A 13,690-nucleotide genomic window follows, 5' to 3' on the forward strand; every position below is an offset into this window, starting at 1 on the left:
TTGCGTGTTTACCAAATTTTATCGCTAACCTATAACTCTATTTAGGTGGTTAATCGGAAGTTAAAGCTATGTTGGCTTTACCTCGCATTAGCTGCTGATTTTGGAGCGAGTCAATTAGATGAAAAAATGTTGAAAATTATCACCAATCAACTTAGGGAGTATTACTGAGATGAATTTGATTTCCACAGCCATTGCTCGTATCAGTTCCCTGCTTAAGGGCTTTCAAATTAAGAGTTTTTTGAGTGTTGTCCTAGTCGGTTTTCTGGTGCTGACAACCACTGTTGATTCGGGACGCACTAACAAAGGTTTTAGCACGCAAGCAAGCTCAAAATCTGAGCTCAACAATCCTGAAAGACCCCAAACAACGCGGGAATGGAGGCAAGAAGCTCGCGAAACCTCAGACTCTCCCGGCGATCGAGCTCAGAAGATTGGCCAAGAGGCAGGAGCAGCCGTGAAAGAAATGGGGGAGATGTATCAAGACACTGCTAAGAGAAGTATCCGCGAATTAAAGGATTAGTAGCTCCACCTAAAAAATATAACACTGAGAAACCTGATTGCTTTCGGGGCGCAGCCAAGAGTGCTCGCCCTTCCGGGTTTCTGAACACCTGAAAAGTTTGACGTTTAAATAGGTTGAGCTACTTAATACGACAGACGCAATCAAGTAGTCGAGCATACATAAACTAGAACAGATGCTCAAAAACCCAGTTTCACCTGAGAAACTGGGTTTTTGAGTTGGAAGTCTTTTATGTTAAATTAAATCAAATTCGCGTTAAAAACCCGTTGCTCAGACTCGGTGGTTAAAACTGAGATATTGCAGTATTCTCAATCAACCTTTCAAGGGCATGCTAGAAACAACTGTCCACAATATAGAATTTTCGCGTAATTCCTGATGAATAAACATCTTAACAGTCTTTGCGTGACGTGCCTGCTGTTCATCCTGCCTGTTTGTCCTGCGACAATTGCCCGCGCTCAACTTCCCGAAACTTCGGAGACTAATGCCAAGCAAACAAATCTCCTCAAAGATGAACTGTTTTTTGGCTTAACCAAACCGGGAGGCGAGACAATTTCTGAATCCGAATGGCAGGAGTTTGTCAAGGCAGTTATTACCCCTCGCTTTCGCGAAGGGCTAACCGTATTAGACAGCTCCGGGCAGTTTCTCAACAGTTCGGGAATTCTGATTAGAGAAAACTCTAAAATAGTTATTTTAATTTATGAAAGTAGTCCTGAAAAAAATCAAGCTATTCATGAAATTATCGAAACTTACAAGCGCACTTTCCAGCAAGAGTCAGTGCTGCGGGCAACCAGCGAAGTTAAGGTTTCTTTCTGATGTGGTCATCCAATCAGCGTATTTATGATATTATTCGTGGTAATCAAGGTCATATCCTCAAAGATAATTAGGGTGCGGGTGCAAGAAAAATCATAATTTGTGGGTATCGATCGCAGACTGCAAAAAATCGCTATAAAAACCTGCACGGGAGAAAACAAAAACATGATGAACGACGGCAACCAAAAAGCTGAAGCGCCTGAAACCGATGATGCACAAAATTTGTCCGCCATGGCGAAAGCTTTTCTTGTTAACGTGGCTTGGTCTTACGCAGAGTCATTGGAGCGAATGAAACGCTCGCGAAATCCACAGGAACCCGCGCCGGAATCTCCGACAGAACAAGTCGAACCCGATCCTGAAAAAAATTAATGACAGACTATTAATGCGATCGATTTGCTAAACTATCTGGGGGTGCGATCGAACGCAATAGTCAATTAGCTGTTTTGAGTGAAGAACAATCAACTCAGAACAGCGAACTGTGCAGCTTAAGCCGGATTTGTATTGGATTTTACAATAAAAAAAACTGAAAGCCCCGTGACCCTTAAACAAGCTCAGGAAAAGCTTTAGTCCGGGGATAACAACTGCGTTGCAGGTTTGAACCGCAACCTATATCTATCCATAAAAGGGATTTAAACTAAACAAAGTACGGTTTTACCGCTACAGTGTACAAAACAAATAACCAATTTTTAGATCTGTCTCATGTCTAATTCAAAAATGATTGGTAAAGCGATCGCAGGTAGCCTTTGCTTGGGCATCCTCATTAGCTTCAACGCCTCACTCGGCCCAGCATCCGCAGCAACACCAACAATTGCCCAAGAAACAGCAGCCCCGGCCGCTAGCAACCTCGACCAGCAACTCCTAGGTCAATGGCAAGGCACAGTCCCCTCCGGTCAGTCTTTCACCTTCGTCTTTGCCCCAGAAGGCAAATTGTTTCTCATGGCTAAAGGCCCCGACGGAGCCGCCCGCGCCAAAGAAATGAGGTACAAAGTTAATCTCGGTGAAAAACCGATGCACATTGATGTCGGTCTCAGCAGCACAGAAACCGTTGAGACTGTTTTTGAATTGACTCCCGAAGGTCAAATGCGCCTTCAGTTGCAAGGCACCAATCCCGGACAGGCCAGACCTAATTCCTTAAACGAGCAGGCAACTGTGTTTAAAAAGGTCTCTGAGGCCACTGCACTGCCTGCTGACACTCAAGTCATAGGTTTTTGAGGAAAATTGCAGGCAGAAGGCACTTATCGCAATTGTCAATTGAGTGAGGTACTGGTTGGGATTTTCGATTTTCGATTTTCGATTGCGGAATTGGTAAGAAAGCCCGCGAGTACCTCACCTGATTGAGATCCGCTATAACTAGCTCTGAGTTTTCAGATTGCCACGCTTCGCGAGGAACGAAGCAATCTTAAAACTTTCCCCGTGCCTTCTGCCTTGAACAGGCCCTGCTACAATCCACTTAATCTCCCTTTAATTTTTGTCATAGACTTCCATGAGTGAAACCGTCCTAGAAGTTCGCAACCTGCGGGTTCAATTTCAATCTGCGGACGCAGGCGATGCGTCTGCAACCGTCAAAGCGGTTGACGGCATTTCCTTTGAGGTCAAGCGAGGGCAAACTCTGGGCATCGTGGGAGAGTCGGGGTCGGGAAAATCGGTAACATCCCTGGCTGTTATGGGTTTGCTGTCGAGTTCGTCAACGAAAATCGATGGCGAAATTTGGTTTTCTCCGACAAAAGACGGCGCTAGCAATGGGCCTGTGAATCTGCTGGAAATGCCGGACAGGGAAAAACAAACATACCGGGGCAGCCAGATTGCGACGATTTTTCAAGAGCCGATGAGTTCGCTAAATCCCGTTTATACGATCGGATTTCAACTCACAGAAGCCATTTGTTTGCACCAACAGGTGTCCCAGACAGAAGCGCGGCGCCAAGCTGCTTCTCTGCTGCAAGAAGTGAAGCTGCTACCGGGCGACGATGAGCTCAGGCAGCGGTGTTTGGCTTTGCGGCAAGAGCATTCCCGGGCTGCTGCGGGAAATCAAGCAGTGATGGAGGACGATCGCGATTTGATGCAGCTTGTCAACGGCCAAAAACTAGCTATGCTCGATCGCTATCCCCACGAACTCTCAGGCGGTCAAATCCAGCGCGTGATGATTGCAATGGCCATTTCTTGCAATCCAACTTTATTAATTGCTGATGAACCTACCACGGCTTTGGACGTAACCGTGCAGGCAACAATCTTAGCTTTGCTGCGCGAGTTGCGCGACTCTAGAGGCATGGCAATGATTTTTATTACCCACGATTTGGGCGTCATTGCTGAAATTGGCGATACGGTGGCGGTGATGTACCGAGGCAAGATTGTTGAGTGCGGTGCGATCGAACAAATTTTCAGCAATCCCCAACATCCTTACACAAAAGGTCTGTTAGCTTGCCGCCCAACTCTCGATCGGCAACTGCGCCGCTTGCCGACAGTTTCCGATTTTATGGATGTCACCACAAATGCTAGCGGCGAATTAGTAATTGTCGAGAAAAATGCCGATTTAGACGGCGACAATAGCGGGGGAAATTCCGCTTTTGCAACAGGAAAACCGCCTCGGCTGCCGAATATTTCCGAGCCTTTGCTAGCTGTTGATAACTTGCGAGTCGGTTTTCCGGTGCAGGGAATGTTTGGCGAAACTAAACGCTTGTTTATGGCGGTAAACGATATTTCTTTTGAGGTTTACCCGGGCGAGACTTTGGGTTTGGTGGGCGAGTCTGGCTGCGGCAAATCAACTTTGGCGAGAGCTTTGCTGCAATTAATTCCGATCGCCAGCGGTAAAGTGTTTTTTGAAGGTCAAGAAATTACGCCTCCTGCGAAAAGTAGTTCGGCATCGCAGTGGATGGCTAATTATCGGATGAAAAAAGAGTACGATCGCAAATTGCGGTGGCTGCGGCGCGATCTGCAAATTATTTTTCAAGACCCTTTTAGTTCTCTCGATCCGCGTCTAAATGTTGGGGATGCGGTGATGGAACCGATGGTAATTCACCGCTTTGGTAAGAACCACAAAGAACAGCGCGAGCGCGCAGCTTATTTGTTGGATAGAGTGGGTTTAAATCCCGATTTTATGCGGCGCTACCCTCACGAGTTTTCGGGCGGACAGCGGCAGCGAATTTGTATTGCTAGAGCTTTGGCTTTGAATCCTAAGTTTATTATTTGCGATGAGTCGGTTTCGGCATTAGATGTGTCGGTGCAGGCGCAAGTTTTAAATTTGCTGAAGGAGTTGCAAACAGAGTTTGGACTGACTTATATTTTTATTTCTCATGATTTGAGCGTGGTCAAGTTTATGAGCGATCGCGCGATCGTCATGAACAAAGGTAAAATCGAGGAAATTGGCACTGCTGAGCGCATTTACAGGCAGCCGCAGCAAGCTTACACGCGGCAGCTTATAGCTGCTATTCCTGCGGGTAATTTGGAGCGAATTCGGCAACAGCAACTAGGTCGCCAAGCTGCGTGGCTCCCGTCGCCTGCAAATGAATCAGAACAAAATTGATATTTAGTGTTTTAAACTCGTATCAATTACCAATTGCCTGTGACCAATTACCAATTACTAATTAACCATTACGGGCGAACATCTCCTGCAAGGAAAAACTGCTATGAAGGTTTTTTTCTTTTTATCTTCACAAATCAGCAGTTTATATTTATTTTAACTTCATAATTTATGCTCAACTTCAACCTGTTTGAACTTGACTAATATTCCGGGCTGTTTAACCCACAGCCAGGACTCTCCACGCAGTATTTTCGTACATCCAACGCGGTCATTCCTGGACGCAAAAAGTGGTATAACACGCTACTATAACGCGGTAAGGATCTTCATGTGCAGCGTACATAATTAGGTTCTGCGTCCAGGACTACCTAAATTAGGCTAAATGTCCAATGACTAACAACAATAAGTAGCGTAGTATTATAGATAAACTCTCTCTCTGAGCCGGAAAAAGTAGAAAATGCCCACCCCACCTAAAAAGAGATTGCTCCCTAATTCCGTAAATACACTTAATTCTCTGGTGGGGTTGCGTAGATTTACGCAAATCTTAAAAGGCTAGATTTCGCAAGCTAGGAAAGTTTTACAATATTTAAACATCTTTATTCTTGTAATTTTGGCTCATCAAAAGTAAAACGGGATCAAGAGTAAAAAAATGAAATCTTCTGTTCGTATCGAAGAATCAAAAAGCACTAAATTCTCGAACTTAATGCAAGTGTTGTGGACAAAAATTACGGCAGTAGTCACCAGAATAGAAAAGGCAGAATCTAGAAAGAACTATGAAAAAAAAATCAGCGTAGCGACGATCGCCCCTGGCAGTGTATTCTCAATTTTGATAATTGTACTGCTTGTCTTAAACGGGTGGCTGGTAGCTGGCAGTCGTGATAATTTCTACGATAGTCCACTCGCCCTGGGATTTTTGGCAATAGCAAATATTGTGTTTTTGGCGGTATCGGGGCGCTCAAACACCTCTTGGGCCCTAGCGGGAAACGATCGCCCATCCAGCGAATCCAACGGGGGCGATCTCTTTTTTACCCTCTCGCTAGATCTGCTGTGCGTCCTTGGTTTTGACGGTTATGTAAAACTCATCAACCCAGCAGCAGAAAAAATACTCGGCTATTCCCCAGGAGAAATGGTTGGCCAACTCTTCATTGAATTTGTGCATCCAGACGATCGCGAAGCTACTTTAAAAGAAGCTGAAAGTCTGGCTGCGGGGAATAATACCGTTGGGTTTGAAAACCGCTGGCGCTGTCGGAACGGTTCTTACAAGTGGATAGCCTGGACTGGTAGCCGTTTCTGGGAGGAAGAATTGATGTATGGTGTCGGCCGCGACATTACCGCTCAAAAACAAGCAGAAGCAGCGCTGCAAGAGAGTCAGCGTTTTGTTGAGCGAATTGCCAATACCAGTCCGAATCTTCTCTTTGTTTACGATGAAAGCGAGCAGCGAAATGTCTACAGCAACCGCGAAATCAGTGACATCCTCGGCTATACCGCCGAAGAAGTTGAAAACATGGGCAGCAATCTACTGCCCACCATCATCCACCCTGACGACTTAGCTAAATTTCCCGGATATTTTCAGCAATTAGAAAATGCTCCCGACGGCGAAGTTATTGAGTACGAATATCGGGTACGCGATCGACAAAATTGTTGGCACTGGTTAGTCAGCCGGAATATTGTATTTAGCAGAACCGAGGAGGGAAAAATTAAGCAGCGTCTCGGTGCTGCTACGGACATTACAGAGCGCAAAATAGCAGAACAAGCTTTAGCAGAACAATTGAAACTTTCTTTATTCACAGCAGATGTGGGAATTGTTCTAACTCAAAACCAGGGTTTGCGTACAACTTTGCAATATTGCGCCGATGCAGTTGTGCGCCATTTGGATGTTGCCTTTGCTCGGATTTGGACATTGAATGAAGACGGAAATGTATTGCAACTGCAAGCAAGCGCGGGGATATATACTCATATTGACGGCGCTCACAGCCGCATTGCTGTCGGCGAGTTCAAGATTGGTTTAATCGCCCTGGAGCGACAACCTCACATCACTAATTGTGTGCAAGAAGATCCCCGAGTCAGCGACAAAGAATGGGCCTCACGAGAAGGAATGGTGGCTTTTGCTGGATATCCGCTAATTGTTGACAATCAGTTGCTGGGAGTAATCGCGATGTTTGCTCGCCAAGAGTTGAACGAATCAACCCTGATTGCTTTGGCGTCAAGTGCCGATACGATCGCCCTGGGGATTAAGCGCAAACAAACAGAAGAAGCTCTCGCCACACAAAAGCAAACTTTGAGGGCAATTATTGACAACGCTCCCATTTGGGTGTGGCTGACTGACACTAAAGGCAAGATGCTGTTGGTTAACAAAACTTTTTGCGAATCTGTGAACGTTCCTGAAGAAAGATTTTTGGCAGCATCTCACTGTTGTGAAATTTTGGGAGCGGAAGCATTTGCTAACTGCATGGCGTCTGACGTGCAAGTCTGGAGTCAAGATAGTCCTTTTTATGCTGATGAAATTATCAAGTTTGCTGACGGTAAAAATCACCATTTAGAGGTAATTAAAGCTAAGGTAAAAGAGGCCAACGGCAGCGCGATAGGCTTAATCGGCTTGGGTTTGGACGTTACACAACAAAAAGAAGCTCAACTAAAATTGCAAGCTTCGGAAGCGAGATTCCGGAAGTTAGCGGAGCAGGAAGCGCTGCTGAACCAGCTAGCTAGCAATATCCGCGAATCTCTAGATTTAGATACTATTTTGGCAACAACTGTGCAGCAGATTCGCGACTTGCTGCAAGTCGATCACTGTGTGTTTATCTGGTATTTGCCCGACGCTTCGCCGCCTGCTTGGGATGTCGTCCACGAAGCTAAGAATGATGACTTGTCCTCGCTTTTGGGTTATTTTCCTGCTGACATAACGGGTATGCTGCCACAAAAAATCGCTAATTTGGAAGTTTATCAAATAGATGATGTTACAACTGTCAGCGATCCCGTAGAACAAAAGTTCTTTTTGGAGGTTGGTTGCAAGTCTGTTTTGGATTTGCCGATTAAAAGTGCCGGAGGTTTAACTGGTGTTGTTAGCTGCATTTCTTGCAGCGAGGTGCGTAAGTGGACAAAAGAGGAAGTGGAGTTAATGGAGGCAATTGGCGATCAATTGGCGATCGCCATCAGTCAATCTGAACTTTACACTCAAAGCCTCGATTCAGCCCGGATAGCGCAAGAACAAGCTGCTAAACTCGAAGTAACTCTGTGCGAGCTCCAGCAAGCTCAAACTCAACTCGTGCAGGCCGAAAAAATGTCGAGTCTCGGTCAGATGGTAGCAGGAATTGCCCATGAAATCAATAACCCAGTCAGCTTTATCTTCGGCAATCTTACCTACACAGAAGAATACACCAGAAACCTGATGAAACTGCTGCAAATGTATCGAGATGAATACCCGCAACCTTCTCCAGCAATTCAGGAGGAAATAGAGGTGTTAGAGCTGGATTTTGTGCTAGACGACTTGCCGAAAATGCTGTCTTCTATGCAGGTGGGAGCTACTCGCATCCGGGATATCGTGCGGAGTTTGCGAAATTTCTCTCGCCTCGATGAATCTGACATGAAAAAGGTTAACATTCACGAAGGCATCGACAGCACATTGATGATTTTAGAACACCGTTTGAAAGTTCAGCCCGTTAACGTAGTGGCTACGGATTACCATCGCCCAGCAATTCAAATCGTTAAAGAATACGGAAAATTGCCACGGGTGGAGTGCTACGCCGGACTATTGAATCAGGTGTTTATGAATATTATTGCTAACGCTATTGACGTGTTACAAGAACCGCTAGAACATCCGGGAATTATCCGCATTCGTACAGAGGTAGAAGGTACTCTCGCTGTGATTAGAATTGCTGATAACGGTCCAGGTATCACCGATCAAGTCAAGCAACGGATATTTGACCCGTTCTATACTACCAAACGGATCGGTTCAGGAACGGGGATGGGTTTAGCGATTTCCCATTCAATTATTGTAGAAAAACATAAAGGTGAAATTAAGTGTTTATCGGTGGTGGGGAAAGGCACTGAATTTATAATCGAGATTCCGATTAAAAGACCAGAAAATTAAATTGGTTTGTCGATGAAAATACTAATGTGCATCAGTTGGAAAAACCTGATTTTTTTGTACAAACCTTAAGACAGACGCACCCTACAGGATACAAACAGAGAAAAGTTATTTTACCAGAAATTTGTCTGGTGCGTATTGCCCACCCTCCAACTAAAATTGATATGATATTAAAAATCTAAAATCTAAAATCTAAAATCTAAAATGGCATTACCTCCCGGCAGTTTAGGTTTACCCCTAATTGGCGATACCCTCAACTTTTTGCAAGATTCCCAATTCGCCAAAAAACGCCACCAGCAGTACGGGCCCATTTTCAAAACCAGCCTTTTCGGACAGCCTACCGTGTTTATGCGTGGCCAAGAGGCTAGTTTGTTTGTTTTAAGCAATGACAACCGATATTTTGTTGTGACTTGGCCAGCCAGCACGAGAGCGCTTTTAGGGTCGCTTTCCTTGTCGCTGCAAACGGGTGCTAACCACCAAAATCGGCGCAAGTTGCTGTACCAAGCGTTTCAGCCGCGAGCGCTGGCTGGCTACATCGGCGGGATGGAAGATATCACTCAGCGCTATTTGGAAAAATGGGTCAAAATGGAAACCATGACTTGGTATCCTGAACTGAGAAATTATACTTTTGATGTGGCGGGTAAGTTGTTGGTTGGGATTGATAATGGTGCGGAAACGGCGCTAGGACATTATTTTGAAACTTGGTGTAATGGTTTATTTTCGATTCCTTTAGATGTGCCTTGGACTCAGTTTGGCAAGGCGAAAAAGTGCCGCAAGCTGCTGTTGGCAGAACTGGAAAATATTATTCGAGAAAGACAACAAGGAACCCCTAGTGGCAATGATGCTTTGAGTTTGCTGATTTCGGCTCGCGATGACGAGGGAAATAGTTTGAGTTTGGAGGAGTTAAAAGATCAAGTGCTGTTGCTGTTGTTTGCGGGACACGAAACTTTAACTTCGGCGATCGCCTCTTTTTGTCTTCTCCTAGCTCAACATCCCGATGTGATGGCAAAAGTCCGCACCGAACAGCAGCAGTTCCCCGCTACGGAACCCCTAACATTGGAACAACTCAAACAAATGACCTATTTAGAACAGGTTATGCGAGAAGTGCTGCGTTTAGTTCCACCGGTGGGAGGTATTTTTCGGACAGTCATTAATGCTTGTGAGTTCGGCGGCTATGAAATTCCCAAGGGCTGGACTGTGCTTTCTCAGATTAATCAAACCCATCAGGATAGTCAACTTTATCCTGAACCCGATCGATTCGACCCCGATCGATTTAGCTCCGAGCGCTCAGCTAAACCTTTCAGCTACGTGCCATTTGGTGGAGGTTTGCGAGAATGTTTGGGCAAAGAATTTGCTCGGTTAGAGATGAAGTTGTTTGCAGCAAAGATTGTTCGGGAATTTGAATGGGAGCTTTTACCGGATCAAGATTTGAATTTAATCCAAGTACCGACCCCTCATCCCCGCGACGGTTTGCTAGTGAAATTTCGTCGAACAACAATGAAATAAGTAGAGCTTCAGTTATACACCCTCCTGATTTTCCTCTTCTTCTTGAGAACAGGCTTTCGGGCCTGTTCCACAAGAGATGAATTTTATTGTGGGGAGTATGGGTTGGGCTTCTAGCCCGCCCTGAAAGCCTGATTGATAATGGTGCAAGATCTCAGCCTCAATCAACATCCAATTGCATCGGCCCCAAATACTTAGTTAAATAAGGAGAAAAAACCTCATAAATCAGAGTCAATGGCTTCCCGTGATGCCAAAACAAATAGTGTCGCCCCCAAAAAGGGCCCGACTCTTCAAACGCTGATTCCAAAGCAGCCGAATCACCACAATAAATGCCCTGCACATCGCGATACAATTCTGTCCGCAGCCTCGCTAAACTAGCCCAAATTGGCAACGATTTATTTTGCAAATATTCATCTACGTGGCTCGCTTCCCACCAAGAAGTCGCATAGGCCAGGCGCTGTCCAGAAGCTGTTCGCAGCCACACTTGTCGGCGCAGGCGCGGCCCCGGAACGGCGACAATTTGCTGGGGCGCGCCGTCTGCGTCTTCACCCACTAAAGACATATCGATCACATCTACTTCTGTGGGTTCCCGTGTCAGCAGTTGCAGGTGGCGGGTGGGGGAACCGTCGCCCAGGAGCAGTATTTGCCACGCCGGTGCGAGCTTGGTGTGGGGTAAACCCTTCTGTACTGCGTCTTCTGCTCCTTGCCACCGGGGGTTGAGAGCGTGCCAGGTGCGGCTGTTTTTGGGTGTGAATGTTGCAGTCAAGGGTCTTTACAAAACTTAATTTTTTGTTTATTATAACGCTTCTTCAATTATCCGCTCAAAAACCAAAAATTGATCGACCGAGGACGAGCGCCCATAGGATGTCCGGTTAAATAGTTATAATACTTCTGTTCGGGATTTTTATTCTTCCTTCTTCCTTCCTTCTTCTTCCTTCCTTCCTTCTTCCTTCTTCCTTCTTCCTTCCACTATATGTTACGAATAACCGAAATAAAACTCCCCCTCGATCATCCTGAAGATGCGATCGCCAGTGCCATTCTCAAAAAGCTGCAAATTCCCCCCGAAGAATTGCTCAGCTATTCCATCTTCAAGCGCAGCTACGATGCTCGTAAAAAAGCAGAAATCCTCCTTGTCTATATTGTGGATGTAGAGACGACACAGGAAAAGCAACTTCTCCAGCGCTTCAAAAAAGATCCTCATGTGATGGTGACGCCAGACACGAATTATCGCTATGTAGCCAAAGCCCCCAGCAATTTGACGATTCGCCCCATTGTGATTGGTACAGGGCCGTGCGGGATGTTTGCAGGTCTGATGCTGGCACAAATGGGGTTTCGCCCCATCCTTTTAGAACGCGGAAAAGCAGTGCGCGATCGCACGGTTGATACCTTTGGATTTTGGAAGAAAAAAGCAGAATTCAACCCAGAATCTAACGCTCAGTTTGGCGAAGGTGGTGCGGGTACTTTTTCCGATGGCAAACTCTACAGCCAAGTTAAAGATCCTCAGCATTATGGGCGGAAGGTGTTGACGGAACTTGTGAATGCAGGAGCTTCACCGGAAATTTTATATATTAATAAACCGCATATTGGCACGTTCAAACTGGTGGGAATTGTCCAAAGTCTTCGCGCCCAAATAGAATCATTAGGCGGAGAAATTCGGTTTCAAACTCGTGTAGAAGATATCCACATCGAAAATGGAAAAGTGGAGGGACTTACCCTCGCCAGCGGAGAATATATTGCTAGTAATTATATAGTTCTGGCGGTGGGACACAGCGCCCGCGATACTTTTGAAATGTTGTTTTCGCGCGGGGTTTACATTGAGCCTAAACCTTTTTCCATTGGTTTTCGGGTCGAACATCCCCAAACTATTATCGATCGCTGTCGTTTTGGCGATCGGGCCGGCCATAAGCTTTTGGGCGCCGCCGATTACAAACTGGTTCACCATTGCCAAAACAATCGTTCTGTCTATAGTTTCTGTATGTGTCCCGGTGGTTTGGTAGTGGCGGCTGCGTCAGAACCGGGGCGACTTGTTACTAATGGGATGAGTCAATATTCTCGCAATGAACGCAATGCTAACAGCGGAATTGTGGTGGGTATCACGCCGGAAGATTATCCGGGTCATCCCTTAGCCGGAATTGAGTTTCAGCGTCGCTTAGAAGAACGGGCATTTGAGTTAGGAGGTGGCACTTACAACGCCCCTGGGCAGCTTGTGGGGGATTTTTTGGCGAATCGCCCTTCCACGGGGCTAGGCAGTGTGCAGCCGTCTTATACGCCAGGAGTTGTGATGACTGATTTGAGCGAAAGTTTGCCAGATTATGCGATCGCAGCTATCCGCGAAGCACTTCCGGCTTTTGACAAGCAGATTAAAGGATTTGCGATGGATGATGCGGTTTTGACTGGTGTGGAAACGCGCACTTCTTCACCGATTCGGATTAAACGCAAGGAAGATTATCAGAGTTTGAATACAGAAGGTCTTTATCCTGCTGGGGAAGGTGCAGGATATGCGGGTGGAATCCTGTCGGCGGGGATTGATGGCATTAAGGTGGCGGAGGCGGTTGCTTTGAGCATATTGCAATCTTCAAACCACAAAATTTGAGGCGGGATTTGAGGATTTTTAGATGATTTGAAGATTGCCGTCAACCGTCAACTGTCAACTGTTCAAACAGCAGCTAAACGCGATCTAATTTCGGTATCGGTATACTCAGGCGTCCAGCCTTCTTTGGTGGTAAAATAGCGCACCGCTTTAATTTTCTGGGCTGCTGTCAAATAAAACCAGTGTTCTGTATTCGCGGGCACGTTGATAAATTCTTCCGGCTGCACTGTGAGTTCGACTTGGCTGCCGTCGGGCCGCACGAAGCCGAAAATGCCCTCGCCTGCTACGATATAGCGGACTTCATCCTCGGCGTGGAAGTGGCACTTGTTGAATTTGGACAGCATGGTGTCGAGGTTCGGAATGTCCGGGTGCAGTACAATTAAGTCGCGATCCTGATAGCCTGCACTTTCCGACAATTGTTGAAAGTAGCCGTCGAGGGCTTGCAGCACTTGCTCTTTTTGATTGTCGTCAAGAGCATCTTTAGCTAACAAATTTTGAATTTCAGCGCTGTCACCCACGGGCCAGCGGTTGAGTTGAATGTTTAAGGAAGCGAGTTCTCGGGTAATGTCGCTTTGTTGAGTGTAGGTTGTACCGTTTTCGAGTCGCAGGATAGCCATTTTTGCACGTTCCAATTTTTGGGTGAGGCGATACACAGGCACTGTGAAAGATGTTTGTCGA

General features: G+C 46.1%; 10 protein-coding genes. 8 read left to right on the forward strand and 2 right to left on the reverse strand.

Going from position 1 to position 13,690, the window contains the following annotated elements:
- The first annotated feature begins 169 nt into the window (after positions 1 to 169).
- From QUB25_RS15385 to QUB25_RS15415, 7 genes are all read left to right on the forward strand, one after another.
- On the forward strand, positions 170 to 517 hold the full coding sequence (locus QUB25_RS15385) for a hypothetical protein (RefSeq protein WP_333061585.1): 348 nt from the start codon (positions 170 to 172) through the stop codon (positions 515 to 517).
- A gap of 372 nt (positions 518 to 889) precedes the next feature.
- Positions 890 to 1,327, forward strand: a complete 438-nt coding sequence (locus QUB25_RS15390) for a DUF3574 domain-containing protein (RefSeq protein ID WP_333061587.1) — start codon at positions 890 to 892, stop codon at positions 1,325 to 1,327.
- 99 nt (positions 1,328 to 1,426) lie between these two features.
- A complete protein-coding gene (locus tag QUB25_RS15395) occupies positions 1,427 to 1,693 on the forward strand; it encodes a hypothetical protein (protein ID WP_333061588.1) in 267 nt (88 codons plus the stop codon).
- 330 nt (positions 1,694 to 2,023) lie between these two features.
- Positions 2,024 to 2,536, forward strand: coding sequence for a hypothetical protein (locus QUB25_RS15400; RefSeq protein ID WP_333035161.1), 513 nt, complete (start codon positions 2,024 to 2,026; stop codon positions 2,534 to 2,536).
- Between the two features lie 271 nt (positions 2,537 to 2,807).
- Positions 2,808 to 4,841, forward strand: coding sequence for an ABC transporter ATP-binding protein (locus QUB25_RS15405; RefSeq protein WP_333183984.1), 2,034 nt, complete (start codon positions 2,808 to 2,810; stop codon positions 4,839 to 4,841).
- Between the two features lie 643 nt (positions 4,842 to 5,484).
- Complete coding sequence (locus tag QUB25_RS15410; RefSeq protein ID WP_333183985.1) at positions 5,485 to 8,922, forward strand: PAS domain S-box protein; 3,438 nt, start codon at positions 5,485 to 5,487, stop codon at positions 8,920 to 8,922.
- A 201-nt stretch (positions 8,923 to 9,123) separates the two neighbouring features.
- Positions 9,124 to 10,425 carry a cytochrome P450 gene (locus tag QUB25_RS15415; protein ID WP_333183986.1) on the forward strand — a complete coding sequence of 434 codons (1,302 nt, stop codon included), beginning with the start codon at positions 9,124 to 9,126 and terminating at the stop codon, positions 10,423 to 10,425.
- A 157-nt stretch (positions 10,426 to 10,582) separates the two neighbouring features.
- On the opposite strand, the gene QUB25_RS15420 is transcribed toward QUB25_RS15415, so the two are convergent.
- Positions 10,583 to 11,188, reverse strand: coding sequence for a chorismate lyase (locus tag QUB25_RS15420; RefSeq protein WP_333183987.1), 606 nt, complete (start codon positions 11,186 to 11,188; stop codon positions 10,583 to 10,585).
- A 207-nt stretch (positions 11,189 to 11,395) separates the two neighbouring features.
- Between QUB25_RS15420 and QUB25_RS15425 the strand changes: the two genes are divergently transcribed.
- Positions 11,396 to 13,015 (forward strand): NAD(P)/FAD-dependent oxidoreductase, encoded by a 1,620-nt coding sequence (locus QUB25_RS15425; RefSeq protein WP_333183988.1) that lies wholly within the window; start codon positions 11,396 to 11,398, stop codon positions 13,013 to 13,015.
- A 62-nt stretch (positions 13,016 to 13,077) separates the two neighbouring features.
- Here QUB25_RS15425 and QUB25_RS15430 read toward each other — a convergent pair whose 3' ends face one another.
- Positions 13,078 to 13,629 (reverse strand): acireductone dioxygenase, encoded by a 552-nt coding sequence (locus tag QUB25_RS15430; RefSeq protein ID WP_333183989.1) that lies wholly within the window; start codon positions 13,627 to 13,629, stop codon positions 13,078 to 13,080.
- Positions 13,630 to 13,690: the final 61 nt, after the last annotated feature.

Origin of the sequence: Microcoleus sp. B3-D7 (assembly GCF_036705305.1) — a bacterium.
Lineage (GTDB): Bacteria > Cyanobacteriota > Cyanobacteriia > Cyanobacteriales > Microcoleaceae > Microcoleus.

What these genes read in the sequence shown, in the direction of transcription:
- QUB25_RS15385 (WP_333061585.1), top strand. Translation starts at nt 170, where the DNA reads ATGAATTTGATTTCCACAGCCATTGCTCGTATCAGTTCCCTGCTTAAG.
- QUB25_RS15390 (WP_333061587.1), top strand. Translation starts at nt 890, where the DNA reads ATGAATAAACATCTTAACAGTCTTTGCGTGACGTGCCTGCTGTTCATC.
- QUB25_RS15400 (WP_333035161.1), top strand. Translation starts at nt 2,024, where the DNA reads ATGTCTAATTCAAAAATGATTGGTAAAGCGATCGCAGGTAGCCTTTGC.
- QUB25_RS15405 (WP_333183984.1), top strand. Translation starts at nt 2,808, where the DNA reads ATGAGTGAAACCGTCCTAGAAGTTCGCAACCTGCGGGTTCAATTTCAA.
- QUB25_RS15410 (WP_333183985.1), top strand. Translation starts at nt 5,485, where the DNA reads ATGAAATCTTCTGTTCGTATCGAAGAATCAAAAAGCACTAAATTCTCG.
- QUB25_RS15415 (WP_333183986.1), top strand. Translation starts at nt 9,124, where the DNA reads ATGGCATTACCTCCCGGCAGTTTAGGTTTACCCCTAATTGGCGATACC.
- QUB25_RS15425 (WP_333183988.1), top strand. Translation starts at nt 11,396, where the DNA reads ATGTTACGAATAACCGAAATAAAACTCCCCCTCGATCATCCTGAAGAT.
- QUB25_RS15430 (WP_333183989.1), bottom strand. Translation starts at nt 13,629, where the DNA reads ATGGCTATCCTGCGACTCGAAAACGGTACAACCTACACTCAACAAAGC.